The 24,007-nt window shown below is 61.1% G+C and carries 39 protein-coding genes; 1 reads left to right on the top strand and 38 read right to left on the bottom strand.

Going from position 1 to position 24,007, the window contains the following annotated elements:
* Nucleotides 1-134: 134 nt before the first annotated feature.
* The 3 genes from ENJ54_11380 to ENJ54_11390 form a co-directional block, all read right to left on the bottom strand.
* A complete protein-coding gene (locus ENJ54_11380) occupies nucleotides 135-713 on the bottom strand; it encodes a hypothetical protein (protein ID HFC10436.1) in 579 nt (192 codons plus the stop codon).
* On the bottom strand, nucleotides 682-2,910 hold the full coding sequence (locus ENJ54_11385; GenBank protein HFC10437.1) for a signal peptidase I: 2,229 nt from the start codon (nucleotides 2,908-2,910) through the stop codon (nucleotides 682-684). The genes ENJ54_11380 and ENJ54_11385 overlap by 32 nt, the downstream gene beginning before the upstream one ends.
* A gap of 67 nt (nucleotides 2,911-2,977) precedes the next feature.
* The gene (locus ENJ54_11390) at nucleotides 2,978-3,370 is read right to left on the bottom strand and encodes a hypothetical protein (GenBank protein ID HFC10438.1); all 393 of its coding nucleotides are present in this window, start codon (nucleotides 3,368-3,370) and stop codon (nucleotides 2,978-2,980) included.
* 255 nt (nucleotides 3,371-3,625) lie between these two features.
* On the opposite strand from ENJ54_11390, the gene ENJ54_11395 reads away from it, so the two are divergent.
* Complete coding sequence (locus tag ENJ54_11395) at nucleotides 3,626-4,531, top strand: LysM peptidoglycan-binding domain-containing protein (protein ID HFC10439.1); 906 nt, start codon at nucleotides 3,626-3,628, stop codon at nucleotides 4,529-4,531.
* 122 nt (nucleotides 4,532-4,653) lie between these two features.
* Here the strand turns inward: ENJ54_11395 and ENJ54_11400 are convergent, their stop codons facing one another.
* From ENJ54_11400 to tuf, 35 genes are all read right to left on the bottom strand, one after another.
* The gene (locus ENJ54_11400; protein HFC10440.1) at nucleotides 4,654-6,114 is read right to left on the bottom strand and encodes a nucleoside triphosphate pyrophosphohydrolase; all 1,461 of its coding nucleotides are present in this window, start codon (nucleotides 6,112-6,114) and stop codon (nucleotides 4,654-4,656) included.
* 215 nt (nucleotides 6,115-6,329) lie between these two features.
* Nucleotides 6,330-6,725: a 30S ribosomal protein S9 gene (locus ENJ54_11405; protein ID HFC10441.1), complete on the bottom strand. Its 396-nt coding sequence runs from the start codon at nucleotides 6,723-6,725 to the stop codon at nucleotides 6,330-6,332.
* A gap of 32 nt (nucleotides 6,726-6,757) precedes the next feature.
* Complete coding sequence (locus ENJ54_11410) at nucleotides 6,758-7,186, bottom strand: 50S ribosomal protein L13 (GenBank protein HFC10442.1); 429 nt, start codon at nucleotides 7,184-7,186, stop codon at nucleotides 6,758-6,760.
* A 78-nt stretch (nucleotides 7,187-7,264) separates the two neighbouring features.
* Nucleotides 7,265-8,062 carry a tRNA pseudouridine(38-40) synthase TruA gene (gene truA / locus ENJ54_11415; GenBank protein ID HFC10443.1) on the bottom strand — a complete coding sequence of 266 codons (798 nt, stop codon included), beginning with the start codon at nucleotides 8,060-8,062 and terminating at the stop codon, nucleotides 7,265-7,267.
* Nucleotides 8,063-8,115: 53 nt separating this feature from the next.
* Nucleotides 8,116-8,529 (bottom strand): 50S ribosomal protein L17, encoded by a 414-nt coding sequence (locus ENJ54_11420; protein ID HFC10444.1) that lies wholly within the window; start codon nucleotides 8,527-8,529, stop codon nucleotides 8,116-8,118.
* Nucleotides 8,530-8,550: 21 nt separating this feature from the next.
* Entirely contained in the window at nucleotides 8,551-9,504 is a 954-nt protein-coding gene (locus tag ENJ54_11425; protein ID HFC10445.1) for a DNA-directed RNA polymerase subunit alpha, read from the bottom strand.
* A 51-nt stretch (nucleotides 9,505-9,555) separates the two neighbouring features.
* Nucleotides 9,556-10,197, bottom strand: coding sequence for a 30S ribosomal protein S4 (locus tag ENJ54_11430; protein ID HFC10446.1), 642 nt, complete (start codon nucleotides 10,195-10,197; stop codon nucleotides 9,556-9,558).
* Nucleotides 10,198-10,218: 21 nt separating this feature from the next.
* A complete protein-coding gene (locus ENJ54_11435; protein ID HFC10447.1) occupies nucleotides 10,219-10,620 on the bottom strand; it encodes a 30S ribosomal protein S11 in 402 nt (133 codons plus the stop codon).
* A 69-nt stretch (nucleotides 10,621-10,689) separates the two neighbouring features.
* On the bottom strand, nucleotides 10,690-11,079 hold the full coding sequence (locus ENJ54_11440; GenBank protein ID HFC10448.1) for a 30S ribosomal protein S13: 390 nt from the start codon (nucleotides 11,077-11,079) through the stop codon (nucleotides 10,690-10,692).
* A 4-nt stretch (nucleotides 11,080-11,083) separates the two neighbouring features.
* Nucleotides 11,084-11,197 carry a 50S ribosomal protein L36 gene (locus ENJ54_11445; protein ID HFC10449.1) on the bottom strand — a complete coding sequence of 38 codons (114 nt, stop codon included), beginning with the start codon at nucleotides 11,195-11,197 and terminating at the stop codon, nucleotides 11,084-11,086.
* A gap of 92 nt (nucleotides 11,198-11,289) precedes the next feature.
* Nucleotides 11,290-12,063 (bottom strand): type I methionyl aminopeptidase, encoded by a 774-nt coding sequence (gene map / locus ENJ54_11450; GenBank protein HFC10450.1) that lies wholly within the window; start codon nucleotides 12,061-12,063, stop codon nucleotides 11,290-11,292.
* Entirely contained in the window at nucleotides 12,060-12,719 is a 660-nt protein-coding gene (locus ENJ54_11455; protein ID HFC10451.1) for an adenylate kinase, read from the bottom strand. The genes map and ENJ54_11455 overlap by 4 nt, the downstream gene beginning before the upstream one ends.
* A gap of 58 nt (nucleotides 12,720-12,777) precedes the next feature.
* Nucleotides 12,778-14,097: a preprotein translocase subunit SecY gene (secY, locus tag ENJ54_11460; protein ID HFC10452.1), complete on the bottom strand. Its 1,320-nt coding sequence runs from the start codon at nucleotides 14,095-14,097 to the stop codon at nucleotides 12,778-12,780.
* 64 nt (nucleotides 14,098-14,161) lie between these two features.
* Nucleotides 14,162-14,611 carry a 50S ribosomal protein L15 gene (locus tag ENJ54_11465; protein HFC10453.1) on the bottom strand — a complete coding sequence of 150 codons (450 nt, stop codon included), beginning with the start codon at nucleotides 14,609-14,611 and terminating at the stop codon, nucleotides 14,162-14,164.
* Nucleotides 14,612-14,613: 2 nt separating this feature from the next.
* Nucleotides 14,614-14,805, bottom strand: a complete 192-nt coding sequence (locus ENJ54_11470) for a 50S ribosomal protein L30 (protein HFC10454.1) — start codon at nucleotides 14,803-14,805, stop codon at nucleotides 14,614-14,616.
* Nucleotides 14,798-15,337, bottom strand: a complete 540-nt coding sequence (locus ENJ54_11475; GenBank protein ID HFC10455.1) for a 30S ribosomal protein S5 — start codon at nucleotides 15,335-15,337, stop codon at nucleotides 14,798-14,800. Before ENJ54_11475 ends, ENJ54_11470 begins: the two co-directional genes overlap by 8 nt.
* Before the next feature lie 15 nt (nucleotides 15,338-15,352).
* Nucleotides 15,353-15,718, bottom strand: coding sequence for a 50S ribosomal protein L18 (locus tag ENJ54_11480; protein ID HFC10456.1), 366 nt, complete (start codon nucleotides 15,716-15,718; stop codon nucleotides 15,353-15,355).
* 14 nt (nucleotides 15,719-15,732) lie between these two features.
* Nucleotides 15,733-16,287 (bottom strand): 50S ribosomal protein L6, encoded by a 555-nt coding sequence (locus ENJ54_11485; protein HFC10457.1) that lies wholly within the window; start codon nucleotides 16,285-16,287, stop codon nucleotides 15,733-15,735.
* 64 nt (nucleotides 16,288-16,351) lie between these two features.
* Nucleotides 16,352-16,768, bottom strand: a complete 417-nt coding sequence (locus tag ENJ54_11490; GenBank protein HFC10458.1) for a 30S ribosomal protein S8 — start codon at nucleotides 16,766-16,768, stop codon at nucleotides 16,352-16,354.
* A gap of 19 nt (nucleotides 16,769-16,787) precedes the next feature.
* Nucleotides 16,788-16,970 carry a type Z 30S ribosomal protein S14 gene (locus ENJ54_11495; GenBank protein HFC10459.1) on the bottom strand — a complete coding sequence of 61 codons (183 nt, stop codon included), beginning with the start codon at nucleotides 16,968-16,970 and terminating at the stop codon, nucleotides 16,788-16,790.
* A 2-nt stretch (nucleotides 16,971-16,972) separates the two neighbouring features.
* Nucleotides 16,973-17,518 carry a 50S ribosomal protein L5 gene (locus ENJ54_11500; GenBank protein ID HFC10460.1) on the bottom strand — a complete coding sequence of 182 codons (546 nt, stop codon included), beginning with the start codon at nucleotides 17,516-17,518 and terminating at the stop codon, nucleotides 16,973-16,975.
* A gap of 19 nt (nucleotides 17,519-17,537) precedes the next feature.
* Entirely contained in the window at nucleotides 17,538-17,861 is a 324-nt protein-coding gene (locus ENJ54_11505) for a 50S ribosomal protein L24 (GenBank protein HFC10461.1), read from the bottom strand.
* A gap of 12 nt (nucleotides 17,862-17,873) precedes the next feature.
* Nucleotides 17,874-18,245: a 50S ribosomal protein L14 gene (locus ENJ54_11510; protein ID HFC10462.1), complete on the bottom strand. Its 372-nt coding sequence runs from the start codon at nucleotides 18,243-18,245 to the stop codon at nucleotides 17,874-17,876.
* On the bottom strand, nucleotides 18,242-18,526 hold the full coding sequence (locus ENJ54_11515) for a 30S ribosomal protein S17 (GenBank protein ID HFC10463.1): 285 nt from the start codon (nucleotides 18,524-18,526) through the stop codon (nucleotides 18,242-18,244). Before ENJ54_11515 ends, ENJ54_11510 begins: the two co-directional genes overlap by 4 nt.
* On the bottom strand, nucleotides 18,523-18,738 hold the full coding sequence (locus ENJ54_11520; GenBank protein HFC10464.1) for a 50S ribosomal protein L29: 216 nt from the start codon (nucleotides 18,736-18,738) through the stop codon (nucleotides 18,523-18,525). The genes ENJ54_11515 and ENJ54_11520 overlap by 4 nt, the downstream gene beginning before the upstream one ends.
* Nucleotides 18,735-19,157, bottom strand: coding sequence for a 50S ribosomal protein L16 (locus ENJ54_11525; protein ID HFC10465.1), 423 nt, complete (start codon nucleotides 19,155-19,157; stop codon nucleotides 18,735-18,737). The genes ENJ54_11520 and ENJ54_11525 overlap by 4 nt, the downstream gene beginning before the upstream one ends.
* 35 nt (nucleotides 19,158-19,192) lie before the next feature.
* On the bottom strand, nucleotides 19,193-19,873 hold the full coding sequence (locus tag ENJ54_11530) for a 30S ribosomal protein S3 (GenBank protein ID HFC10466.1): 681 nt from the start codon (nucleotides 19,871-19,873) through the stop codon (nucleotides 19,193-19,195).
* Nucleotides 19,874-19,882: 9 nt separating this feature from the next.
* Nucleotides 19,883-20,230 carry a 50S ribosomal protein L22 gene (locus ENJ54_11535; protein ID HFC10467.1) on the bottom strand — a complete coding sequence of 116 codons (348 nt, stop codon included), beginning with the start codon at nucleotides 20,228-20,230 and terminating at the stop codon, nucleotides 19,883-19,885.
* A gap of 3 nt (nucleotides 20,231-20,233) precedes the next feature.
* Nucleotides 20,234-20,509 (bottom strand): 30S ribosomal protein S19, encoded by a 276-nt coding sequence (locus tag ENJ54_11540; GenBank protein ID HFC10468.1) that lies wholly within the window; start codon nucleotides 20,507-20,509, stop codon nucleotides 20,234-20,236.
* A gap of 28 nt (nucleotides 20,510-20,537) precedes the next feature.
* The gene (locus tag ENJ54_11545; GenBank protein HFC10469.1) at nucleotides 20,538-21,374 is read right to left on the bottom strand and encodes a 50S ribosomal protein L2; all 837 of its coding nucleotides are present in this window, start codon (nucleotides 21,372-21,374) and stop codon (nucleotides 20,538-20,540) included.
* Nucleotides 21,374-21,676 carry a 50S ribosomal protein L23 gene (locus ENJ54_11550; GenBank protein ID HFC10470.1) on the bottom strand — a complete coding sequence of 101 codons (303 nt, stop codon included), beginning with the start codon at nucleotides 21,674-21,676 and terminating at the stop codon, nucleotides 21,374-21,376. The genes ENJ54_11545 and ENJ54_11550 overlap by 1 nt, the downstream gene beginning before the upstream one ends.
* Nucleotides 21,677-21,686: 10 nt before the next feature.
* Nucleotides 21,687-22,328 carry a 50S ribosomal protein L4 gene (locus tag ENJ54_11555; protein HFC10471.1) on the bottom strand — a complete coding sequence of 214 codons (642 nt, stop codon included), beginning with the start codon at nucleotides 22,326-22,328 and terminating at the stop codon, nucleotides 21,687-21,689.
* 17 nt (nucleotides 22,329-22,345) lie between these two features.
* Nucleotides 22,346-22,975, bottom strand: coding sequence for a 50S ribosomal protein L3 (locus tag ENJ54_11560; GenBank protein HFC10472.1), 630 nt, complete (start codon nucleotides 22,973-22,975; stop codon nucleotides 22,346-22,348).
* Between the two features lie 333 nt (nucleotides 22,976-23,308).
* Nucleotides 23,309-23,617 (bottom strand): 30S ribosomal protein S10, encoded by a 309-nt coding sequence (locus ENJ54_11565; protein HFC10473.1) that lies wholly within the window; start codon nucleotides 23,615-23,617, stop codon nucleotides 23,309-23,311.
* Between the two features lie 10 nt (nucleotides 23,618-23,627).
* Nucleotides 23,628-24,007 (bottom strand): elongation factor Tu (gene tuf, locus ENJ54_11570; protein HFC10474.1); only part of this gene is annotated, 380 nt, incomplete at its 5' end.

Consider the following 24,007-nt stretch of genomic DNA (forward strand, 5'->3'; position numbering starts at 1 on the left):
TCTGCAAGAAAAACCCCCGTTTTTCGCCGTCGCGCTCCCCCTCTCGCACCGCTGCTGCAGGAAGCCACGCCACGTGCGCGCGAAACACGTGCCAGGCGTCGCCCCTTCATCACGCCTTCCTCATAAGCTGCGCTTCACCATTCGCAATTGCTGTTGCTTTCCCCATTGAAGCAGGCGTCATAACCGCTGCCGCCGTTCAGCGTATCGGTGCCGCTGCCGCCATCCAAAATATCGTCACCGCCCTCGCCATAGATGATGTCATTCCCATTGCCTCCCCGCAAATAAGCGCGCCAGGGAATTCGGAAGAAGAAGAGATTGATCCACTCGCCTTCATCGCCGGAGCCGCCCAAAATGACGTCGTTCCCATCGCCGCCGTCGACATAATCGCGTCCCGCGCCCGCCACAATGCAGTCATCGCCCCCACCGCCATAAATCGTATTATCGCTCGCGTTGCCCAAAATCAAGTCATTGCCCGCTGTACCGGTGCCGCTGCTCGAAACGATGAGCACGTCGGCAAAGGCAATGCCATAACATTCCAGCGGCGCCAGTTGGGAAGCGGAAAGCGGAATAAAACCATCAGCGGCATACGTCGTCGGCACTGTGTTGGTCGCGGCATAGGAGCCCACCGCGCCCCACACGATGAGCAACAAAACCACCAAAGGAAGCAGTCGCCACAGGCGTTTACGCCGCAGGTGTCGCCTCATCATCTTCATCCTCCACCGCGGGCGCCCCAGCAGTTGAAGAGGGTTGCTCAAGCCCTGTTGCCGAAGAAGCCTTGACCCAATTCAGGAAAACTTCCACCACGCGGGGGTCATACCATTCCCCCGCCTTCTGGCGGAGGAAACTCGCTGCCGCGCTTTCCGGCCAGGCAGCCCGGTGAGGGCGGTTGTGGCGCAAAGCGTCCCAGGCATCGACCACGGCCAGGATACGCGCGCCCAACGGAATTTGTTCGCCGCGCAGGCCATCGGGGTAGCCGGAGCCATCCCAACGTTCGGTGCGGTGATAGGCAATGCGCAACGCGCCGGCCAGCGCCTCTACCGATTCAAAGCGCACGTTCAGCCGCAAAACATGCTCTCGCAAAATCCGCTTCTCTTCCTCGGTCAACGGCGCCGTTTTCTGCACAATCTCTGGGGGAATTTCTATCAAGCCCAAACCGTGCAACAAAGCGGCCAGCCGCAGGTCTCGCAAGGCAGGCTCAGAGAGACCCAACGCCTTTCCCAACGCGACGGCCAACCGCGCCACCCGCTGGGAATGCCCGGCATCGTGCACCACCTGGCTATCGACCGTCTGCGCCCACTCTTCCAACACGCTTTCGCACGCGCCGCCCACGGGGGCGGCCTTCCAGCGCAAAAAGCGCGGGCGAGGCAGCAGCGGCCGAGCATGCTGCGGCACACGCGCCTGCCCTTCAGCCCCATAATGATACACCACGTCAGGCGTCTTGAGCCAGAAGTGCACCTGCTCGCCTTCCCGCAAATGAAACACCGGCGCGCGGTGCAACGCCGCGAGCGAGGCCAAATCGGAAAGGCTCCCTACCTCGACGACCGGCAACGTGTGGTGCGGCAGCGCATCAAGGGGCACCGTCGTCACCCCGCCTATCAGGCGTATTTGGGCTACGGGGTCACCTTCCACCACCTGGTGCTCATAATACAACGCACCGCCCAGCAGCACTAACGCCAGCCCCCCTACCACCACAGAGACCGTGCGCGCCAGCGGCACCGGCACGTGCGCGCCCAAAATCAACAAGGTGTTGACACGAGGCACGGTGTGCACAATCGCGTTCTGCCGCACAATGTGTAAAGGGTCAGGCGCTTTCTCGCCCAGCGGCACACCGCCGGAGGTTTCCAGCACCAAGGCGTTGCCATTCCAACGAAAACGCAGCATCGGTTCAAAAGTTTCCTGGAACGCCTCACCGCCCACGGTGCCGTGGGTTTCAATGTGAGCCATCACGGCCAGCGTGTAAGTGCCACGGCGGCCTGTGATCTGCTCGAATTCATCGATGAAGCGGCGCATGTCTTCCAGGTGCAGCGTGGCCTGAGCGGTAAACGTGCCGTTTTGGAAAGCCGTGGGCTCCGTGAGGGGAAGGGTGCGCTTCCACCCCGTGGCGTCGCTTACCCGCGCCAACAAGCGGTAAGTGCCTTCCAACTGAAAAGGCGCCGCAGCAGTGAAGCGATAAGTGCACCCCACCGTAATCGTGCCCGTCAGTTGCGTAAAAATCGGTTCGCCGGGCTGCACCTGGGGCAGATCGTAAAGCCCTTCAGGGGCGCGCGCCGTGTACGAAAATGCCACCGTCTCAGTATAAGAAATCGGCTCCTGGGCTTGCACCACCTTGGGGCGGGTAAAAGCCACCACCCCCAACAACACCGCCAGCACCAGCAAAACGGCAAAGGCGATCATCCAATCGTAAAGGGTATCCCCTCGTGGCATCACAAAGTTTTCCTCTTCTTCATCCGGGCCCACCCGCAGCCAGTCGCCGAACAGCAACAGGCCGATCAATACGACCAACGCTGTGATAACCCACGGCGAGCGCAAGTGCCTGAGCACTTTCCCCACCGCCGGGATGCGGGCAGCATAACGCGCGAGCACTTCGTCAGGGCGGGGGTGGTAAGGGTCTTCCCAGGCGTTGTTATCGCCCTTGAAGCGAAAGCGCCCTTCAGCATCATAGCCCACAATGCGGTGGAAGACAAAACCAATGCGCGGGTGGCGGTAAATGGCAATATCGCCGGGCTGGTAAAAGGGGGCGCGGCGCGCCAGCACCAGATCGCCGACGTGGAAATGCGGCTCCATGCTGGGGCCGGTCAGGATGACGTAGTACATCTCGCCCCCCAACCGCGCCGGGAAGAAAAACACCCCAAGGGCGATCAAAAAAGCGATCACCCCCGCCCACGCCAGCCAGCCCCGCTTACCCATCATTCAGTACCAAAAGGCGCGGCGGTGTGCCGCGCCTTTTTTGTGTTTTTTCGGCCAGCCACCGCGTGGCTTACTGCGAAGCAATGACCCGCAGTTGGATAATATCCAGCACCTTACGGTCAGTCGCGCCGGTATAATCGCAGCTCACCGCCGTCCCGCCGGTCACGCTGCAAGTCACCCATTCCCACGAGTCCACGGTGCCATCCTGATTGGAATCCATGCCCAGCGCCGCGTGGACCTCCGAAGCCGACTGATCCAGATCGAAACTCACGCTATCAATAATCGAAGGATCCGAAGCGTTCAAAGTGTAGTGCACGTTGGAAACCGTATAGCCACTGACGTCCGCTTGACCATCCCCCGCGTAGCTCGTCGGCACTGTGTTCTGCGCGGCAAAACCATACGCCAACACAGCCAGCAACACCAACAGGGTCGTAAGCATCAACAAACGGGCTTTCTTCTGCATTGACCACCTCCAAATAGATCAACAAATGCAAACAGCGAAGAAAAGGCAATTTTGCGTGGCGTGATTATAAACTTGTTTGGTCATCTTTTCGGTTGCAGTTTCATAACAGTTTCGTTGCAGCCTCTCCTCCAAACCCCGCTTCCACTGCCAGGCTGAAGGCAAGGGGGAAACTCCGCCCCCGGCAGGGCTTCCCCGCGAGGGAACGGCGCTTTCCCAACGTTTCCGACACTTGCCGCCAGCCGTTAAGCGGGTATAATGGGGAAAACGGCGGGGCATTCCTCCCCACGCCTTGCCCGCTGGTTTGACAGCCACACCCTTCTGAGGTGCTTTATGAGTGAAGAAAACCAAAACACGCCTCCGGCCTCGCCGGACCCTACCCCCCAAGAGCCTGCCAGCCAGGAAAACGCAGCGCAGGCCCCTCAACCACAACAGCCCACATCGCAGGAACCCACACCGGTCACCCCACCCACGGCCGCAGCCGCCGCGCCCCCTTCCGAGCCGCCCCAACAAGCGTGGCTGCCTTTCCTCTTAGGGGCGCTTTCGGTGGTCTTCGTCGTTGTCGGTGTCGTGCTGGTGCTGGCCTTCCTTGGCCAAGGGCGCAGCATTCCCTTGCTGAGCAAACCCACAGCCACGCCGACGGCTACTCTGACCCCCACGCCGATGCCCACCGACACCCCCACGCCAACGCCTACCCTGACGCCGACCATCACCCCTTCGCCGACGCCGACGTTCACCCCCACTCCCTCGGCACCGTTCAAATACACCGTGCAGGAAGGCGATAGCCTGGTGGGGATTGCCAAGAAATTCAACGCCGACCTCGTGACACTGATGCTGCTCAACAACCTCAACAACACCAGCACCATTTATGTCGGCCAGCCCCTGACCATCCCTGCCCCCAACACCAAGCGCCCCACCCCCACACCGCTGCCCACTTTCATGCCGCGGGGCTTCAAGATTCAATATTTCGTGTTGCCGGGCGACACGCTGGAAGGTATCGCGGCGAAATTCAATTCCACCGTCGACGCCATCGTCAAAGCCAACGACACGCTGGAAAAAGCCACCGACCCGATTTATGTCGGCCAAATTCTCATCGTGCCGGTCAATCTGGTGACACCGCGCCCCACCCAGCCTGCCACGGCTACACCAACGCCAACACCCTGAGAAAAGCGCGGCAAGCCGCGGCTTTCTCCCCCCAAGCACACAAAAAGCCAGGCGCAACGCCTGGCTTTTGCTTATAACCTTGGCTCCGCAAAGCAAAGCCCCCCCGCCGCGAGGGCCGGTAATTAGCCCCGCTTCTCTTTCTCGGCTGCTTTGGCGCGCTGCCACGCGGCCTCCATCTCGTCCAGCGTCAGCGCCTCCACAGGCTGGCCGCGGTCGCGCGCGGCCTGCTCAATGACGGCAAACCGCCGCCTGAAGCGGGCGTTGGCCTTCCGCAATGCCAGTTCCGCATTTACCCCCAACCAGCGGGCCAGGTTCGAGACCACGAAGAGCACGTCCCCGATTTCATCTTCCTGCGCCTCGGGTGTCTCGGCTTCCCGCACTTCTTGCAATTCCTCAGCCAGTTTATCCCACACGCCTTGAATGTCGGGCCAGTCGAAACCCACTGCAACCACCTTATCCTGAATTTTTTCCGCCTCCATGAGCGCGGGCAGCCCCTTGGGAATGCCATCCAACACGCTTTCCGGCGGTTTGCGCCCCGCTTCCTGCGCTTTGATGGCCTGCCAGTTGCGCACCACCTCGTCAGCATCGGCCACCTGCACTTCACCAAACACATGAGGGTGCCGCCGCACCATCTTGCGATGGATGCCTTCCAGCACATCGGTCATAGTAAACTCGCCTTCTTCGGCGGCAATCTGGGCGTGCAGCAAAATTTGCAGCAACACATCGCCGAGTTCCTCGGCCAGGTGGTCCCACGCTTCCGCGTCGATGGCTTCCAGCGCCTCGTGCACCTCTTCCAGGAAATAGCGGCGCAGGCTGCGGTGGGTCTGCTTGCGGTCCCAGGGGCAGCCATCGGGGGCGCGCAGGCGGGCGACCACCTCCTGGAAAGCCTCGAAAGCGGCTTCCGGACTGCGAGGCGGCACGTAAAGGGTGGTCAGCAGGCCAATGTCAGGGTCGCGATCGATTTCGTACAGCGGCACCCAGCGGACGCTTTCCTGCGGCGTGCCCGCGGCATGCACCAGCGCCACCTCGTGCTCGTCGGCATAGGTCGCCATCAGGGTCAGTTTGGCCTCCGAAGCAATGGTGCGGTCGTAAATCTGGGCAACCAGCGCCGGGGCCGAAGGGGGAAAGGGCGGTACATGAAGCACCGCCAGTTCCAGCGCATCCACGAGGGCAGTGTGAGGGAAAGCGTCGCGCCCCAAGGCCCGGAAGGTGGGTTCCAGAAAACTCAACCCCTCCACCACCTGCAGGGGGATGCCTTCCTCGCGGGCACGGCGGGCGAGTTCCCGCCCGGTGATTTCGGCCACAAAGGGGTGGCCGGGCACGGCATAAACCACGCCCTCTGGGCGCTGCGCCAGTTCCAGCACCTGTTCCACAATAGCCGCGTACACCGCCTCGAAAGTTTCAGCCTCCTCATACAGGTGGTCAAAAGAATGCACCACCCAATCACTTGGGAAGGCCGCCACCGTGGGGTGTTTCGCGGTGCGGAGGTAAATTTCCCCGGCCGAAGCCAACACATCCCAGGCCTCGCGGGTCAATTGGTTAGGGTTGCCGGGGCCCAGCCCCAACAGGGTAAGAGATGGCATGATGGGCTCCAATCGTGTTGCCTGGTCAATTAGTCGGTTAGTCAACTGGTCGGGTAGTCGTTTAGTCGCCTGGTCGTTGGGCGGCGTTGCGCTTTCCCTGACTACCCTGACTACCTGACTATCTGACTATCTGACTACCCGACTTGTTAACGCAACACGCCCCTGCCGCAACCAGCAGGGGAACGCGTTGCCAACATCGTTGCCCGAGAAGCGATTTAGCGCTTGGTGTAAGTCGGGGCCTTGCGGGCGCGCTTGAGGCCGGGCTTTTTGCGCTCTTTGACACGCGGGTCGCGCGAGAGCAACCCCTTTTTCTTCAGCGCGGGGCCAAATTCCTCGTTGAACTTGACAAAAGCGCGGGCCAGGCCCAGACGCACAGCGCCCACCTGACCACTCACCCCGCCGCCCTTGACCAGCACCGTGACGTCGTACTTATCACGCGGCTCACCCAGCACGGTAAAAGGCAAGAGCACGTTGTCAAGGTCACCTACGCGGGGGAAATACTCCTCCACCGTCTTACCGTTGACAATGAACTTGCCCGAGCCTTCCATAATACGCACGCGCGCGGTGGCTTCCTTGCGGCGTCCAACACCTTCGTAATAGCGAACAGCCATAAAATCCAACCTCCTTCGTTTCCAACCGCCGCTTACAGTTCGATCCGGCGGGGCTTCTGCGCCTCATGGGGATGGTCAGGGCCAGCATAGACCTTGAGTTTCTTGAGCAGTTTGCGGCCATATGCGTTTTTAGGCAACATGCCCCACACCGCCGAGCGGATGACGCGCTCCGGGTAGCGCTTGAGTTGCTCGCGCAGGGACACTTCACGCAGGCCACCGGGGTAGCCCGAATGCCGGTAATACTTCTTCTGGTCCAGTTTCCGGCCCGTGACCCGCACGCGCTCGGCGTTGACGACCACGACATAGTCGCCGTTGTCGACGCCGGGGGTGTAGTTGGGCTTGTTCTTGCCCAAAAGGATAGCCGCCACACGGGTAGCCAACCGCCCCAGCGTCTGGTCGTTGGCATCCACCAACACCCATTCGCGGGTAATTTCAGCGGGTTTCGGATAATAAGTTTTCACCGTTAAACCTCTCTACACAAACTTGTTGGGTCATGCGTCGTTGTTTCACAGGTCAAGCGTTCCCCTTGCACACGCTGGTCAGGGCGTTCCACCCAGCCAACGGGGCACAGCCGTAAGCGTCTGCCGCAGGTCGGAAGCATCGTAGCATACGGCTTCCAGAAACAGCCCTTGCGGCGGGGCCAGGCCCTGCAGGGGGTTGGCCGGGGGGCTTTCCAGCGCCGCTTGCAAGGCAGCGAAAGCCATGCGCCCCTGCGCTACGGCGACCTGCAAGGCCACCATGCGCCGCACCATCCGATACAGGAAGGCATCGGCCACCACATCGAAGGCCCATGCACGCGGCCCCAATTGCACCCAGGCGGCTTTGTGCACGGTGCGCACCGTCGTGCCGTGAGGGTTGGGCGGTGTGCCCAGGGCGGCAAAATCCTTCCGCCCGGGGAAAAGGGCCGCTGCCTGCTGCAACTTTTCCAGCACCGGGGCAGGCCACACCCGCCAGGCATATCGCCGCCAGAACGGCTCTCGCGTCGGCGCCGCATAGAGATAGTACACATAGCGCCGTGCCACCGCAGCGTAACGGGGATGGAAATCTGCGGGGGCAGGACGCACCGCTTGCACAGCCACATCAGGAGGCAGGTGAGCGTTAAGGGCTTTCTGCAACGCCTCTGCCGGATGCTGCCACGCCAGGTGGAATGCAATCACCTGCCCGCGCGCATGCACGCCGCTGTCGGTGCGCCCGGCGTAAAGGATGGCCCGTTCAGACCACCCCAGCCGCTGCAATGCCTTTTCAACTTCACCCTGCACCGTGCGACCCTGCGCCTGTCGCTGGAAGCCAACGAAGCCGCTGCCGTCGTATGCAAGGATGGCCTGGTAAAGTGCCATAACCGCGTGGGTGCCACAAGGCACCCCATAGGGCGGGAAAAACCCGCGAGGGATTATTCTTCGACCAGTTCCAGCAACACCATTTCAGCGCCGTCGCTCAGGCGGGGGCCGAGTTTCAGCACACGGGTATAGCCGCCGGGGCGGTCGGCGTAGCGCGGGGCGATATCGTCGAACAGTTTGTTGACGACGTTGATGCGTTCCTGGTCGTCTTCGCCGCCGCCGATGTAAGCCGTGCCCAGGCGGGAAGCCACCACACGGCGGGCATGCACCATCGCCGCGCCGCCGGCTTCGTTGCCGCGCTTGGCAATGGTGATCAGCCGCTCGGCCTCACTGCGAATGGCCTGCGCTTTGGCCCTGGTGGTGCGGATGCGCTCGTGGTAGAACAATTGCTTAATCAGGTTCCGACGCAACGCCTTGCGGGCGTCTTTGGAACGGCTGAGTTTCTTACCGGCAACTTTGTGTCGCATGGTTCTCACTCCGTGATGCGCTTAGTCTTCGTCTTCCGGCAGGAAGCCCTTTTCGCGCATTTTGCTCAAAAGTTCATCCAGGCTCTTCTCACCGAAGTTGCGGATCGAGAGCATGGCCTCTTCACCCTTGCCCAGCATGTCGAGCACCTCGCCCACGGTGGTGACGCCTGCACGCTTGAGGGAATTGAAAACCCGCACCGAGAGATCCAGTTCCTCGAGAGGGGTTTCCATCATTTCGCTGGTCAGACCGCTGTGCCACGTTTTTTCTTTCGGCGCAGCCGGGCGAGGGGTGCCGAGTTCTTCTTCACTCACGCCCGCGATGTAACCGAAGTGCGCCACCAGAATCTGGGCTGCGGTTTTCAGGGCCTCTTCGGGCGTGATGGTCTCGTCCGTCCAGATTTCCAAAATCAGGCGGTCGTAATTGGTGCTCTGGCCGACGCGCGCCGAGGTGACTTCCCAATTGACGCGCTTCACCGGCGAGAAGATGGCATCCACAGCCAGTTCGCCGATGGGCAGTTGGCGGCTGCGTTCCACTGCGGGGGAGTAGCCGCGCCCGCGCTCGACGGTCATTGCCATTTCCAGCGTCGCGTCCGGGTCGTCCACCGTGAAGAGGTAGAGGTCGGGGTTGACAATTTCCACCTCAGGGGGGGCAATGATGTCGGCCGCGGTGACGATGCCTTCCCCGTGGACTTCCAGATACAGCAAGGCGGTATCCACGTCGTGGAGTTTGAAACGCAACTGCTTGAGTTGCAGACTGATTTGCAAGACGTCTTCCCGCACACCGGGAATAGCACTGAACTCGTGCAGCACATTGGAAACGCGCACGGAGGTCACCGCCGCGCCTTCCAGCGAGGAGAGCAACACCCGCCGCAAGGCGTTCCCCAAAGTCACGCCGTAGCCGCGCTCAAGGGGGCTGATGACAAAGCGGCTATAGTTGAGCGCTTCCAGATCGCGCTCAATGCGAGGTGTTACCATATTACCCAAACCGACCACAGTTCACCCCTTCCCTGGGCTTTCACCCAAGCATTAGCGCGAGTAGTATTCCACGATGAGTTGTTCGTTGATGTTGCTGTCGATTTCGCCGCGTTCGGGCAGGCGCTCCACCCGACCGGTCAAGGCGTTCATGTCGCGGCTCAGCCAGGCAGGCGGGGTCTGCTTTTCTGCCCATTCGGGCAACACCTGCTTGAAGTAGCTGCGGCGGCGCGATTCGGGGCGAATGCCCACGACATCGCCGGGGCGCAGCAGCATGGAAGGCACATCCACACGGCGGCCATTGACGGTGAAGTGCCCGTGGGTCACCAGCAGGCGCGCTTCTGCACGGCTGCGGGCAAAGCCCAGGCGATAGACGACGTTATCGAGCCGCGACTCCAAAATCTGGAGCAGGTTCAAGCCGGTCAGGCCGCGGCGCTGGAGGGCCACTTCGTAGTAGCGGCGGAACTGGCGTTCCAGCACGCCATAGATGCGGCGGGCGCGCTGCTTGGCGCGCAACTGCTTGGCATAGTCCGATTCGCGGCGGCGGCTGAAGCGCGCCATCCGCCCATGTTCACCCGGCGGGTAGGCGTGCCGCTCCATCGGGCACTTGTTGGTGAAGCACTTTTCGCCTTTCAGGAACAACTTTTCGCCTTCACGGCGGCAAAGTTTGCATGCAGGTCCCAGATATTTAGCCATAGATCTACCTCAATCCCCAGATTAGACGCGCCGCTTCTTGGGCGGGCGGCAACCGTTGTGCGGCACAGGGGTCACATCCGAAATGGACAGGATTTTCAGGCCCATCGCCTGCAGGGCGCGCAGGGAAGCGTCGCGTCCCGGGCCAGGGCCCTTGACGAAGACATGCGCCGCACGCATGCCCATATCCATCGCTGCTTTCACGGCTTGCTCGGTCGCCAGCCGGGCGGCAAAGGGAGTGCTTTTGCGGGAACCCTTGAATCCCGCGGTGCCGCCGCTGGCCCACGCCACGACATTGCCGTGCTCGTCGGTGACTGAGACGATGGTGTTGTTGAACGTCGCGTGGATGTGCACATGCCCCTGAGGCAGATGCCGCTTGATTTTCTTGGCGCTGCTGCGCCGTCGGGAACGCGTATTCCTCGCCATAGACCTTGTTTCTCCTAAATAGCAATTTCAGCATGGGGGCGGGCCAACACCCGCGCAGCCCACAGGTTGTTACTTCTTCTTGGCGCCGCGACGGCGACCACGGCCAGCCACGGTCTTCTTCGGGCCTTTGCGTGTGCGGGCATTGGTGCGCGTGCGCTGACCATGCACCGGCAGGCCCATGCGATGCCGCAGCCCGCGGTAACTGCCGATTTCGATCAGGCGCTTGATGTTCATCTGCACTTCGCGGCGCAGGTCGCCTTCCGTCTTGTAGTTGCTGCTGATGAACTCGCGCAGGCGGGCAATTTCTTCGTCGGTGAGGTCTTTCACCCGCGTGTCAGGGTTGACCTGGGTGGCAGCCAGCACCTCTTTCGCCCGCGACCGGCCAATGCCGTAAATGTAGGTCAGGGCGATTTCAATTCGCTTGTTACGTGGTAAATCTACACCTTCAATACGCGCCATGGTGCTACCCCTGTCGCTGTTTGTGTCGAGGATTGTCGCAAATCACATACACCCGCCCTTTGCGGCGGACGATTTTGCACTTGGAACAGCGCTTTTTTACAGACGCAGAAACTTTCATGGTTTGGCTCTCCTTCGTTCTTGGCTCGTGCCTGGCAAAGTTGAAATTATACCAGACCCTTCCACTCCCGTCCAGGTGACGCGAGAAGGCGGTCAGACTACCGTGAGGATGTCAGGGCCATCCTCTGTGATAGCCACAGTGTGTTCGAAGTGGGCGGTCAGGCTGCCGTCGGCGGAAACTACCGTCCACTTGTCGGGCAAGACGCGGGTCTTGGGGGTGCCGATCAACACCATGGGTTCCAGGGCAATGACCATGCCCACCCGCAGCATCACACCGCGGCCCGGCGTACCGTAGTTAGGCACCGAGGGGCCTTCGTGCATTTCGCACCCCACACCGTGGCCGGTGTATTCGCGGGTCACATGATAGCCGTGGGATTCCACATAGCGTTGAATTGCCGCGGAGACATCCCCAACGCGGTTGCCCGGGTGCATCTGCTCGATGCCGATGTAAAGCGCCCGCTCCGTCACTTCTAACAACCGCTGGGCCTCGGGAGAGATTTCTCCTATGCCCATGGTGAACGCCGAGTCTCCAACGTAACCTTTGTAAATCGTACCGCAGTCAATGGAGACAATGTCTCCTTCACGCAGTTTGCGTTGCTTGCTGGGAATGCCATGCACCAGTTCGTCGTTGATGCTCACCGTGATGGTCGCCGGGTAGGGGTATGGCCCGGGGTAGCCTTTGAAGGCCGGGATGGCGCCGTGGCTGCGGATGACTTCTTCGGCCACGGCATCCAGTTCGGCGGTGGTCACGCCCGGACGGGCGGCTTCCCGCACGGCCTGCAAGGCAAGGGCATTGATGCGCCCGGCTTCCCGCATAATTTCGATCTCACGCGGGCTTTTGAGCACGATCTGGCGGTCCCAGCTCATACGCGCTTTGCTTCCTCCGGCAGTGCAGCCCAGAGGGCTTCCGTCACCTGGTCGATGGGCTGCGTGCCGTCAATTTCGACCAGCAAGCCGCGTTGCCGGTAATAAGCAACCAACGGCATGGTTTGTTCCAGGTACACCCGAATACGGTTGCGCACCACTTCGGGCTTGTCATCTTCCCGCTGGTAAAGTTCCGAGCCGTCGTAATCGCACACGCCCGGCACCTTCGGCGGGTTGAATTTCTTGTGGAAAATGTGCCCCTGGGCTTTGCAAATCAGCCGCCCGGAAAGGCGTTCCACAAGTTCGTCTTCCGGCACTTTGATGAACGGCACCACACCCACTTTGCCACCCAGGTCAGCCAGCATGGCATCGAGGGCTTCGGCCTGAGCCGGGGTGCGCGGGAAGCCATCGAGAATGGCGCCGCGGGCGCAGTCAGGGCGGGAAAGGCGGTCCCGAATCATGGCGATGGTGACATCGTCGGGCACGAGATCGCCTCTTTCCATGTATTGCTGTGCCACTTTACCGAGTTCTGTCTGGTTTTTCAGGTTCTCGCGAAAGATATCGCCCGACGAAATGTGCGGCAGGCCGGTTTTTTGGGCCAGGATCTTGGCCTGGGTGCCTTTGCCTGCGCCCGGCGCACCCAGCAGCACGATGAACACCGACACAGCAAACCTCCAGGGTCAGAAGGCGGTCGGCAGGCAGCCGACCTGGGATGCACTAACGCACGAGGAGCGTATCCGTGTAGCCGTGCAGCCGCAGTTCGGCATCAATGAAGAAGAAAATGTCGCGCACCACACCAACCACGATCAGCAACCCGGCCGAGGAAATCAACATTAAGCCCGATTGCCCGGCTGCGGCCAGCCCCGGCACCAACAGGGTCAACAGGTAAGGCAGCACGGCCACAAAGCCCAGGAAAAGCGCACCCGGCAGCGTAATGCGACGCAGCACGCTCATCAGATATTGCTGGGTGCGTTCCCCGGGCGGCACGCCCGGAATCTTCGCACCCGAGCGTTTCAACTGCTCACCATAGTTCTGCTGCATGAAGAGCACATCGGTGTAGAAGAAGGTGAACAGCACCACCATCAGGAAATAGGTAAACCAGTACCACGGGCTGGTGGGCGCAAACACCCGCTGCATCGTCACCGCCAGGCTGGAAACCCACGCCGTGCTCGATTTCAGGAAAAAGCCCGACAAAATGCCCGGCAACGCCAACAACGACTGGGCGAAAATGAGCGGGATCATGCCCGCCAGGTTGACCATCAGCGGGAAGGTGCCCTTGACCGGCATGGACATGCGGGTGCCAATGCGTCGGCCGGGGTACATCACCGGCACGTTGCGCCGCCCTTGTTGCACAAACACAATCAGGAAGATGGTCGCTACCGTCACCACAATGGAAATGGTGAGGTAAGCCCACCGGTGTTGAGCATCGCTCATGAGGCGGGCAAAGTTGAACGGCATCCGAGCCACAATGCCCGCGAAGATGATGAGGGAAAGCCCCTGGTTCCGCAGCCCGTATTCGGAAATCAGTTCGCCCAACCAGATGGCGAACATCGTCCCGGCCGTCATGGCGATAATCACCGTCAGGGTGGGGATCAGGTCAGCGCCACTCCAGCCAAAGTGCCGCAGCACTGGCCGGCCGCCTGCAAAGGCCGAGAAGAGGCTGATCTGCCCCAGGGCCTGCAAGGCTGCCATCGGAATGGAGAGGATGTAAGTCCAGCGCTCCATCCACTTCTGACCTTCCCGCGGGTCCTCGTCCATCCGGGCTTTCCACGAAGGGATGATGGGGACGAGGATTTGCAGAATAATCTGCGCGGTGATGTAGGGGTATACCCCCATCGCGAGCACCGAGAACTGCGAAACCGTACCGCCGGAAAGCAGGTCGAGCAGGCCCACGAAAGCGCCCTGAGAGCCACCCGCATTGAGGATGCTCTTCAAGACGGCGTGGTCCACGCCCGGCACAGGCACGTGCGCTGCAAGGCGGTAGAGCAGCAAAATGCCCATGGTGATGAGCAGTTTGCGGCGCAGGTCGGGGGCCATCCAGAGGTAGCGCCAAGCCGATCGTTTCATGCAAGGCTCCTTCGGTCAAGGGTCGCCCAGAGGCTTAGGAAGCGATAATTTCCACCGAGCCGCCTGCGGCCTCGATTTTGGCCCGGGCGCTCTTGCTCACGCGGTGGGCTTTGACTTTGAGGGGCACCGTGACTTCACCCCGCCCCAAAATCACCACCGGGTTCCTGGGGTTGCTGAGGAAGCCTTTTTCGGCCAACACCTCAGGGGTAATTTCGCTATTTGCGGGGAAATCGGCCAGGCGCTCCAGGTTCACCTCGTTATATTCCACGCGGTTGATGGGGGTAAAGCCGCGCTTGAAAGGCAAACGGCGGAAGAACGGCAGGTTGCCGCCCTGATGGTACAGGCGGGTGCCGCCGCCCGCGCGCGCGCCCTGGCCCTTGGTGCCGCGGCCAGCAGTTTTACCCTGCCCGGCCGCGATGCCCCGGCCCACGCGCTTGCGGTTCCGCTTTGCGCCGCGGTTGGGTCGCAATTCATGCAGTTTCATGGCTACGCACTCTCCTCCACACGGACGAGGTGGCGCACCTTCGCCACCATCCCCCGAATGACGGGGTTGTCTTCATGTTCCACAGTCTGGTGCATTCGGCGCAAACCCAGCGCCCGCAAAGTGCCTTTCTGGCGCTTGTTGTAACCAATCGGGCTTTTCACCAGGGTAATGCGCAAAGTTTTCTGCTTAGTCATGGCGCTTGTTCCTCCGGTCCCAGAAGGGCAGCACCTCTTCAGGTTTCTTGCCGCGCACTTTGGCGACCTCTTCCACCGATTTGAGTTGCTCCAAGGCCTGCATGGTGGCCTTGACCACGTTGAGCAGGTTGTTGCTTCCCAAAGATTTGGTGAGGATGTCGCGGACGCCTACGGCTTCCAGCACGGCGCGCACACCGCCGCCAGCGATCACGCCCGTACCGGGGGAAGCCGGTTTCAGCAGCACCCGGGCACCGCCCACTTCGCCGATCACCTCATGAGGAATGGTGGTGTCGTAGAGGTTGATTTTCTTGAGGTTACGGCGGGCGCGTTCGGAAGCCTTCCGCACCGCATCGGGCACGGCGCCAGCCTTGCCAATGCCAATGCCCACCCGGCCGCGGTGGTCGCCGACCACAACCGTCGCGCGGAAAGTAAACCGCCGACCGCCCTTGACCACTTTCGCCACGCGGGCAATTTCAACGGTGCGCTCTTCCAGTTCGTCTTCTGCCTGTGCAGCAGGTTGATACTGAGCCATAACGTTCTCCTCGCCTTAGAATTCCAGGCCGCCTTCGCGGGCACCGTCGGCCAGGGCTTTCACACGGCCGATGTACTGATAACCACCACGGTCGAACACCACCGTTTTGATGCCGACGGCCAGGGCGCGCTCGGCAATTGCCTTGCCCACCAGCCGGGCTTGTTCGGTCTTGTTCAGTCCTTCCATCTGGGCGCGCAGTTCCTTGTCGATGGTGGAAGCCGCCACCAGGGTGCGCCCCGCTTCATCGTCGATGACCTGGGCGTAGATGTGCCCCAGGCTGCGGAAGACGTTCAACCGCGGGCGTTCCGGCGTCCCATGGATCTTTTTGCGCACCCGCAGGTGGCGCCGAATTCGTGCCTCTCGTCGGGTTTTCTTAGCCATTTTCAACCTCGCTCCTACACCTTGCCGGCCTTGCCAGCCTTGCGGCGGACCGCCTCGCCCGCGTAGCGAATGCCTTTGCCCTTGTAGGGTTCCGGCGGGCGCACCTTGCGGATATCCGCGGCCACCTGGCCGACCCGCTGTTTGTCGTAGCCCCGGACGATGATGCGCATCGGGCGGGATTTGGTATCCACCTCAAACTCAATGCCTTCCGGCGGGGTCACCGGCACCGGGTGAGAAAAGCCAACATGCAGCACCAGGTCTTTGCCTTTCATTTCGGCCCGGTAGCCCACACCGTGGATTTCCAACACTTTTTCAAAGCCCTGGCTGACGCCCACCACCATGTTGTTGATGAGGGCGCGGGTCATCCCGTGCCAGGCGCGGTGCTGACGCTCATCCGACGGGCGTTCCACGGTGATGGCTTTCTCTTCCGGTTTGTAGGTAATTTTCATCGCCGCGGGGAAGGTGTGGGCCAGTTCGCCTTTCGGCCCCTTCACCCGCACGTGCGAGCCCTTGATTTCTACCTGCACGCTATCCGGCACAGGTACGGGCAAACGTCCAATACGAGACACGCTCAACCTCCTTTCGGCCACTGGCGTCGCGCAGGCGCGCCAGGTCGTTCCGAAATGGTGAAATTTACCAGATTTTGCAAATGACTTCGCCGCCGACGCCCAACTTTCGGGCCCGCTCGCTGGTCATCACGCCTTTAGGGGTGCTCACAATCGCAATCCCCAGGCCGGAACGCACCCACGGCAATTCGGCCTTGCCCGCGTAAACCCGGCGACCGGGTTTGCTCACCCGCTCCAGGCCTTCGATGACAGGGCGCCGCTGACGGCGTTCCCCAACATATTTCAGGCGAATCCGCAACGTTTTGTGGCTGGGGCGGTCTTTGTCTTGCAGCACCTGGTAGCCGTCAATGTAGCCCTCTTCTTTGAGAATGCGGGCAATGGCCACCTTCATCTTGGAACTGGGCATTTCCACCTGGGTATGCCCCGCCATTTGCGCGTTGCGAATGCGCGTCAACATATCCGCAATGGGATCGGTCATCGTCATCGTTACCACCTCCGCCCGACTACCAAGAAGCCTTGGTGACGCCGGGGATTTTACCCTCTAAGGCCAATTCGCGGAAACAAATCCGGCACACCCCAAACTTGCGCATATAACCGCGCGGGCGGCCACAGATACGGCAGCGATTGCGCACACGGGTGGGGTACTTCCGGCGCTGTTCGCGGTAAATCATGCACTTCTTGGCCATAACTACCCTTCCTTCCTGAACGGCATACCCAGCAGGGTCAGCAATTGACGGCCTTCTTCGTCGTTGCGGGCTGTGGTCACAATGGTGATTTCCATGCCGCGCACTTTGTCGATTTTGTCGTAGTCGATTTCCGGGAAGATGAGTTGTTCCCGAAGGCCCAAGGTGTAGTTTCCCCGCCCGTCAAAAGCGTTGGGGGAAACCCCGCGGAAGTCACGCACCCGGGGCAGGGCGACGTTCATCAACCGGTCGAGGAAGGCCCACATCTTGTCGCCACGCAGGGTGACCTTGACGCCAATGGCCCGCCCTTCGCGCAGTTTGAATGCCGCCACGCTCTTGCGCGCTTTGGTGATGATGGGCTTCTGACCGGTGATGGTGGCAATATCCTGGACGGCGTAATCCAATGCTTTGGCATTATCTAACGCCTCGCCCAGGCCGATGTTGACCACCACCTTGGTAATGCGCGGCACTTGCATGATGTTGTCCAGCCCCAACGATTTCATCAAGGCCGGCACCACTTCATTTCGGTACTTTTCCTCTAAACGCATCATGGTTCGTCTCCTTACCGGCCTATTCAATCACCGCACCGCAGCGCTTGCAATAGCGTTCCGCAATGCCTTCGGTACGATGGACGCCCACGCGGGTGGCTTCCCCGCATTTCGGGCACACCAGCATGACGTTGGAAATATCAATCGGGGCTTCAAATTCAATGATGCCCGGCGTGATGGTTTGGCCCTGGGCCTGCACCTGTTGCTGGTGCTTCTTGCGAATGTTGACACCCTGGACGACCACCCGACGCTCGCGCGGCAGCACCCGAATCACTTCGCCTTTTTTGCCTTTGTCGCGACCGGCAATCACCAACACGGTGTCGCCTTTACGAATCTTCACTTTCACGGCTCACACTCCTCACAGCACTTCGGGGGCCAGGGAAACGATCTTCATGAAGCCCTTTTCGCGCAGTTCCCGCGCCACCGGCCCGAAGATACGGGTGCCCTTGGGGTTGACGCCGTCGTTGTCGAGAATGACCGCGGCGTTGTCGTCGAAACGAATGTGGGAACCGTCTTCGCGCCGCCACTCCTTGGCGCAACGCACCACCACAGCCCGCACGATGTCGCTTTTCTTCACCGAGCCGTTAGGGGTGGCCGACTTGACCGTCGCCACCACCACATCGCCCACGCGGCCATAGCGGCGCTTGGAACCGCCCAACACGCGGATCACCAGGATCTCTTTGGCGCCGGTGTTATCGGCAACCTTCAAGCGCGATTCTTGCTGAATCATGCTTCGGCCTCCTGCTCGGCCACGACGTCTTCATTGCCGCGCGCCCGCCGCACGATGGCTTCCACAACCCAATGCTTGGTTTTGGAAATCGGGCGGCTTTCCACAATGCGCACCTGGTCGCCTACCTGGGCGCCCAGTTCGTCGTGGGCCTTGTATTTCTTGTGCGTGCGCACGACCTTCTTGTAGAGCGGATGCCGGAAAGCACGGCTTACCCGCACCACGACCGTCTTGTCCATCTTGTCGGAAATCACGACACCCGTAAGTCGCCGACGCTTGTTCATGCTTCACCTTCCTCGGCAAATGCTTCCAATTCCCGCTCCCGCAAGATGGTCAGGTAGCGGGCGATCTGGCGGCGGGTCCGACGCAGGGCGTTGGTATCGACCAACTCACCGGTTGTCTTCTGAAAACGCAGGTGCATCAGTTCTTCCCGCGCCTCGGCCAGCCGCGCTTCGATTTCCTCAGTGGAAAGTTTGCGAATCTCTGAGGCTTTCATGCTTCCTCCAACCCTTCGCGGACGACGATCTTGGTCTTCACCGAGAGTTTATAGGAAGCCAGGCGCAGCGCCTCTTTTGCCACGGCTTCGGGCACACCGGCGATTTCGAACATCACCCGTCCCGGTTTGACCACCGCCACCCAAAATTCCACGTTCCCCTTACCGGAACCCATGCGGGTTTCGGCCGGCTTTTTGGTGACCGGTTTGTCGGGGAAGATGCGAATCCAGATTTTCCCACGGCGGCGCATATGGCGCACCATCGCACGGCGGGCGGCTTCGATCTGGCGGGCGGAAATCCACCCCGGCTCCAGGGCCTGCAGGCCGTAATCGCCGAAGTGCACCTCTGCACCCCGCAGCGCCTTGCCTTTCATGCGGCCGCGCATCTGCTTGCGGTATTTGACGCGTTTAGGCATCAACATGGTTTCTACTCCTCTCGCGGCGGGAACCGCCGAGACTACTCGCTCACATACACGCCTTCGGTGGCAACCGGCGCTTCTTCTTCCACCTCGGGCAGCACATCACCTTTGTAAATCCACACTTTCACGCCGATCCGGCCGTAAGTGGTCAGGGCTTCCGCCTTGGCATAGTCGATATCGGCCCGCAGGGTTTGCAGCGGCACCCGACCGTCACGCAGCCACACGGTGCGTGCCATCTCTGCACCCGCCAGGCGGCCCGATACCTGAATTTTGATGCCCTTGGCGCCCTGGCGCATGGCCTGCTGAATCGCCCGCTGCATCGCCCGCCGGTAACTCACCCGGCGCGAGAGCTGGTCGGCGATGTTGTGCGCCACCAGGTAGGCATCCAGGTCAGGAACCTTGATTTCGTTGATGTCCACATCCACCTTCGAGCCCACCAGGCCCTCTAACGAGGTGCGCAGTTGCTTGATGGTGGCGCCTTTGCGGCCAATCAGAATGCCCGGCTTGGCCGTGTGCACCGTGATTTTCACTTTGGCCGGGAAACGTTCGATTTCAATGCGGGAAATCCCTGCCCGCGGTGCCTGCTCGCGAATCAGGCGGCGGATAGCCAGGTCCTGGTGCAGTTGCTCCCGGTATTGCGGCCCTTCCGCGAACCAGCGGCCTTCCCAGGTCTTGTTGATCTTCAGACGAAAGCCAATCGGATGTACTTTGCGACCCATAAATGACTCCTATTCCTCTTCGTGCTCGCGCAGAATCACGGTGATGTGCGAGGAGCGCTTGAGAATGGGCTTGAAGCGCCCCCGCGCGCCGAAGCGTCGCCACTTGCGGGTAGGGCCTTCATCTGCAAAGATGCGGTAGATGTAAAGGTCCTCACGGTTCAAACCGAAGTTCTCTTCGGCGTTCGCGATAGCCGAAGCGATAAGTTTGTACACCGGACGCGCCGCGCTGTGCGGCATGAAGCGCAGCATTTCCAGCGCTTCGTCGGCGTCCTTCCCCCGCACCAGGTTGATCACCCGGCGGGCTTTGAAAGGCGAGACGGGAACATAACGCGCTTTTGCGCGGACATCGATCGCCATGGCCTATCTCCTCTTCTTCTTTTCTACGATATGCCCACGGAAAGTCCGCGTCGGCGCAAATTCGCCGAGTTTGTGCCCGACCATGTTTTCGGTGATGTAGATGGGCACATGGCGGCGGCCATTGTGCACGGCAATCGTGTGGCCGACCATTTGGGGGAAGATGGTGCTCGCGCGGCTCCAGGTGCGAATGACTTTCTTTTCACCGCGGGCGTTCATTTCCTCAATCTTGCGGAGCAACTTCGGGGCTACGTAAGGCCCTTTTTTCAGGGAACGTCCCATATTTCAACCTCCAACCAAACCCACGCGCTTAGCGGCGTTTCTTGCTGCGTCGGCGCACGATGTATTTATCGGTCTTCTTGTTGCGGCGCGTCTTGGCGCCCAGGGTCGGTTTACCCCACGGCGATTTGGGGCCGGGCAAACCGATGGGCTGGCGGCCTTCACCACCCCCGTGGGGATGGTCGCGCGGCGACATCGCCGAACCGCGCACCGTGGGGCGAATGCCCATGTGGCGCTTGCGCCCGGCCTTGCCCAACTTGATGTTGCTGTGCTCCACATTGCCCACCTGGCCGATGGTGGCGTAGCATTCCTGCCGCACCAACCGCACCTCGCCCGAAGGCAGGCGGATGTGAGCGTAGTCACCTTCCTTAGCCAGCAACTGCGCCGAGGACCCCGCCGAGCGCACCAGTTGCCCGCCGCGGCCAGGGTACAGCTCGATGTTGTGAATCATCGTGCCCGTGGGGATGTTGGCAATCGGCATCGCGTTGCCGGGGCGAATTTCGGCTTCCGGCCCGGCCAGCACCGTATCGCCTACCTGCAGGCCCAACGGGGCGATGATGTAGCGCTTTTCCCCATCGGCGTAGTGCAGCAGGGCAATGCGCGCCGTGCGATTGGGGTCATATTCGATCGCGGCCACCCTTGCAGGGATGCCGCGCTTGTCGCGCTTGAAGTCGATGATGCGATAGTAGCGCTTGTTGCCGCCGCCCTGGTGCCGCACCGTGACCCGGCCGTAAACGTTGCGCCCGGCGTGCTTCTTGAGGGGCTCGATCAGCGAGCGCTCCGGCTTGGTCTTGGTGATTTCTTCGAAAGTGTAGCCCAGCATCCCGCGACGGCCAGGCGTAATTGGTTTATATTTCTTGATACCCATCACTTCACCCCTTCAAAGAGGTCGATCGTCTCACCGGGGGCCAAAGTCACAATGGCTTTTTTGTACCCGCGCCGGCGAATGCCCATGCGGCGGTTACGCCAGCGGCGCGTCTGCTTGGCAGGCATGTTCATCACCCGCACCTTTTCCACCGTCACGTTGAAGAAGGTTTCCACCGCCTCTTTGATCATCGGCTTGGTGGCGTCTTCGGCAACCTCAAAGACATATTGCCCGAGGTGCGTGTGCTGGTAGTTCGACTTTTCGGTAATAATCGGGCGACGCAATACATCATAAATCGTGGTCATTTCGCCCTCCTCAACCCAGGAATGCGGCGATGACATCCAACGCCGCCAGCGGCATCACGACCTTGTCGTAGCCCAGGAGGTCACGGATGTTGAGATAGTGAGCCACCAAGGTTTTAGCGTAAGGCAGGTTGTTCGCCGAGCGGGCAACGTTCTCCCACTGCTCATTGGCCTTGGGGCTTTCGGGAAGCAAAATCAGCGCGCTGGCCTCCTCGCCCACCAGGTTCTGCAACACCTCGGCCATGCGGCGCGTTTTCGGCTCAGGGAAGTCTAAATCTTCCACCACGACCACATTCGCCTCGGCCGCCTTGACCGAAAGGGCGGAACGCAGCGCCGCGCGGCGCATCTTCTTGGGCATATCCAGCGTGTACTTGCGGGGCTTTGGGGTATGCACCTTGCCGCCGCCGACCCACTGAGGCGAGCGAATGGAACCCTGCCGAGCCCGGCCGGTGCCTTTTTGGCGCCACGGTTTGCGCCCACCACCGGAAACCTCACCGCGTCCTTTCGTGCTGTGCGTGCCCAAGCGGGCATTCGCCATCTGCCGCACGTAAGCCTGGTGCATCAAATCAGGCCGAATGGGGGCCTCGAAGATGGCGGCGGGGAGTTCCACCTCGCGCACCTTTTGCCCTTCCATGTTATACACATCCACTTTCATGGCTCTGCTCCGAATCCCTAATTCTTCCGGGCCGCGCGGATGAGCACCAGGCCGCCCTTGGGGCCAGGCACACCACCCTTCACAGCCAACAGGTTGCGTTCCGGGTCCACCAGGACCACCTCAAGCCCCATCACGGTGACGCGGTTCGCGCCCATGTGACCAGGGCCGCGGTTGCCCTTCATCGTGCGGCCGGGGGTCGAGCCCGCCCCACGAGAACCGGGGGCGCGCCAACGATCCGACTGACCGTGGGTTTTGGGGCCGCCGCCGAAGCCAAAACGCTTCACACCGCCCTGGAAACCCCGGCCTTTGCTGGTGCCGATGACATCAACCCGCTCACCGACAGCGAAGCGCTCCACCGTCACCGTATCCCCCTCCTCGACGTCCGGGTCTTTTACCCGGAATTCGCGCAAATAGCGCAGCGGCGGCACGCCCACCCGCTTCAGGTGGCCCAACTGGCCGCCGGTCAACCGCTTGGGGTTGACTTCCTGGAAACCCAATTGCACCGCGGAGTAGCCATCTTTCTCCGGGCGGCGCACCTGGGTAACGTAGCAAGGCCCAGCCTCAATGAGCGTCACGGGAATCGCCGCGCCGTCTTCATTGAAGATCTGGGTCATGCCGATCTTCTTTCCAATAAGCCCTTTGAACATCTCGGTTGTTCTCCTTTACACCAAAGTTTCTCGGGACTGTCGGCCTGGGCTTGAGCCGCATCATCCCGCCCCTCAGCAGTCAGCAGAGCGTCGCGAGCGAAATCGCAGTTTTCTGTGCGCTCGCGGCCCGACCCTGCTCTTACTCAGGGGGAACCGCCCACCAGCGGGCTGCCCCGCTGCTGTGACCTCTTTCAAGGCTTTGTTGCCCGGCGCTTCGCTGGGGAGGACACGCACACGCGCCCTCCCCAGCGGCTCAGGCTTCGCAAAGCCTGCCAATTTTACCCGATGTGAAGCAGGCTGTCCACGTTTTCCGCGCCAATTCAGGCAACGGCGTTACAGCTTGATCTCGATATCCACACCCGCGGGAAGGTTCAACCGCATCAGCATGTCGATGGTCTTGGCATCCGGGTCCAGCACATCGATCAGCCGTTTGTGGGTGCGAATTTCAAAATGCTCGTGCGAATCTTTGTCGATGAAGGTCGAGCGGCGCACGGTAAAGCGCTCGATTTTGGTGGGCAGGGGCACCGGTCCCACAACCCGCGCGCCCGTGCGTTCCGCGGCTTCCACGATGCGTTTAGCCGACTGGTCCAAGACCCGATGGTCGTAGGCCTTCAAGCGGATGCGAATGCGTTGTTTCGCCATGACTTCTACCTCAGTCCAGAATCTCGGTGACCACGCCAGCGCCCACCGTCAAACCACCTTCGCGAATGGCGAACTTGCTGCCCTGCTCCAACGCTACCGGCTTCAGCAATTCCACCACCATGTTCACATTGTCGCCAGGCATCACCATCTCTACGCCTTCCGGCAACTGTATCGTCCCCGTCACATCCGTCGTCCGAATGTAGAACTGCGGCCGGTACCCGTTGAAGAACGGCTTGTGCCGCCCGCCTTCGTCTTTCTTCAACACATACACTTCCGCCTTGAATTTCTTGTGCGGCGTGATGCTCTTCGGCGCTGCCACCACCATCCCCCGCTCCACTTCGTCGCGGCCAATACCGCGCAGCAGCAGCCCCACATTGTCCCCGGCGATGC

The organism is Chloroflexota bacterium (assembly GCA_011322445.1).
Classification (GTDB): Bacteria; Chloroflexota; Anaerolineae; order Anaerolineales; family DRMV01; genus DRMV01.

Excerpts from the sequence above, each read along its gene's own strand:
- ENJ54_11470 (HFC10454.1), bottom strand. The coding sequence starts at position 14,805 with ATGACTAAGCAGAAAACTTTGCGCATTACCCTGGTGAAAAGCCCGATT.
- ENJ54_11480 (HFC10456.1), bottom strand. The coding sequence starts at position 15,718 with ATGGCTAAGAAAACCCGACGAGAGGCACGAATTCGGCGCCACCTGCGG.
- ENJ54_11380 (HFC10436.1), bottom strand. The coding sequence starts at position 713 with ATGAAGATGATGAGGCGACACCTGCGGCGTAAACGCCTGTGGCGACTG.
- ENJ54_11435 (HFC10447.1), bottom strand. The coding sequence starts at position 10,620 with ATGGCGAGGAATACGCGTTCCCGACGGCGCAGCAGCGCCAAGAAAATC.
- ENJ54_11425 (HFC10445.1), bottom strand. The coding sequence starts at position 9,504 with ATGGTAACACCTCGCATTGAGCGCGATCTGGAAGCGCTCAACTATAGC.
- ENJ54_11495 (HFC10459.1), bottom strand. The coding sequence starts at position 16,970 with ATGGCCAAGAAGTGCATGATTTACCGCGAACAGCGCCGGAAGTACCCC.
- ENJ54_11550 (HFC10470.1), bottom strand. The coding sequence starts at position 21,676 with ATGACCACGATTTATGATGTATTGCGTCGCCCGATTATTACCGAAAAG.
- ENJ54_11510 (HFC10462.1), bottom strand. The coding sequence starts at position 18,245 with ATGATTCAGCAAGAATCGCGCTTGAAGGTTGCCGATAACACCGGCGCC.
- ENJ54_11440 (HFC10448.1), bottom strand. The coding sequence starts at position 11,079 with ATGGCGCGTATTGAAGGTGTAGATTTACCACGTAACAAGCGAATTGAA.
- ENJ54_11545 (HFC10469.1), bottom strand. The coding sequence starts at position 21,374 with ATGGGTATCAAGAAATATAAACCAATTACGCCTGGCCGTCGCGGGATG.
- ENJ54_11565 (HFC10473.1), bottom strand. The coding sequence starts at position 23,617 with ATGGCGAAACAACGCATTCGCATCCGCTTGAAGGCCTACGACCATCGG.
- ENJ54_11465 (HFC10453.1), bottom strand. The coding sequence starts at position 14,611 with ATGAAACTGCATGAATTGCGACCCAACCGCGGCGCAAAGCGGAACCGC.
- ENJ54_11430 (HFC10446.1), bottom strand. The coding sequence starts at position 10,197 with ATGGCTAAATATCTGGGACCTGCATGCAAACTTTGCCGCCGTGAAGGC.
- ENJ54_11540 (HFC10468.1), bottom strand. The coding sequence starts at position 20,509 with ATGGGACGTTCCCTGAAAAAAGGGCCTTACGTAGCCCCGAAGTTGCTC.
- ENJ54_11395 (HFC10439.1), top strand. The coding sequence starts at position 3,626 with ATGGGGAAAACGGCGGGGCATTCCTCCCCACGCCTTGCCCGCTGGTTT.
- ENJ54_11445 (HFC10449.1), bottom strand. The coding sequence starts at position 11,197 with ATGAAAGTTTCTGCGTCTGTAAAAAAGCGCTGTTCCAAGTGCAAAATC.
- ENJ54_11475 (HFC10455.1), bottom strand. The coding sequence starts at position 15,337 with ATGGCTCAGTATCAACCTGCTGCACAGGCAGAAGACGAACTGGAAGAG.
- truA (HFC10443.1), bottom strand. The coding sequence starts at position 8,062 with ATGGCACTTTACCAGGCCATCCTTGCATACGACGGCAGCGGCTTCGTT.
- map (HFC10450.1), bottom strand. The coding sequence starts at position 12,063 with ATGAGCTGGGACCGCCAGATCGTGCTCAAAAGCCCGCGTGAGATCGAA.
- ENJ54_11500 (HFC10460.1), bottom strand. The coding sequence starts at position 17,518 with ATGATGCGTTTAGAGGAAAAGTACCGAAATGAAGTGGTGCCGGCCTTG.
- ENJ54_11420 (HFC10444.1), bottom strand. The coding sequence starts at position 8,529 with ATGCGACACAAAGTTGCCGGTAAGAAACTCAGCCGTTCCAAAGACGCC.
- ENJ54_11525 (HFC10465.1), bottom strand. The coding sequence starts at position 19,157 with ATGTTGATGCCTAAACGCGTCAAATACCGCAAGCAGATGCGCGGCCGC.
- secY (HFC10452.1), bottom strand. The coding sequence starts at position 14,097 with ATGGCCCCCGACCTGCGCCGCAAACTGCTCATCACCATGGGCATTTTG.
- ENJ54_11390 (HFC10438.1), bottom strand. The coding sequence starts at position 3,370 with ATGCAGAAGAAAGCCCGTTTGTTGATGCTTACGACCCTGTTGGTGTTG.
- ENJ54_11400 (HFC10440.1), bottom strand. The coding sequence starts at position 6,114 with ATGCCATCTCTTACCCTGTTGGGGCTGGGCCCCGGCAACCCTAACCAA.
- ENJ54_11405 (HFC10441.1), bottom strand. The coding sequence starts at position 6,725 with ATGGCTGTTCGCTATTACGAAGGTGTTGGACGCCGCAAGGAAGCCACC.
- ENJ54_11515 (HFC10463.1), bottom strand. The coding sequence starts at position 18,526 with ATGAACAAGCGTCGGCGACTTACGGGTGTCGTGATTTCCGACAAGATG.
- ENJ54_11530 (HFC10466.1), bottom strand. The coding sequence starts at position 19,873 with ATGGGTCGCAAAGTACATCCGATTGGCTTTCGTCTGAAGATCAACAAG.
- ENJ54_11555 (HFC10471.1), bottom strand. The coding sequence starts at position 22,328 with ATGAAAGTGGATGTGTATAACATGGAAGGGCAAAAGGTGCGCGAGGTG.
- ENJ54_11560 (HFC10472.1), bottom strand. The coding sequence starts at position 22,975 with ATGTTCAAAGGGCTTATTGGAAAGAAGATCGGCATGACCCAGATCTTC.
- ENJ54_11520 (HFC10464.1), bottom strand. The coding sequence starts at position 18,738 with ATGAAAGCCTCAGAGATTCGCAAACTTTCCACTGAGGAAATCGAAGCG.
- ENJ54_11490 (HFC10458.1), bottom strand. The coding sequence starts at position 16,768 with ATGACGATGACCGATCCCATTGCGGATATGTTGACGCGCATTCGCAAC.
- ENJ54_11535 (HFC10467.1), bottom strand. The coding sequence starts at position 20,230 with ATGGCGATCGATGTCCGCGCAAAAGCGCGTTATGTTCCCGTCTCGCCT.
- ENJ54_11385 (HFC10437.1), bottom strand. The coding sequence starts at position 2,910 with ATGATGGGTAAGCGGGGCTGGCTGGCGTGGGCGGGGGTGATCGCTTTT.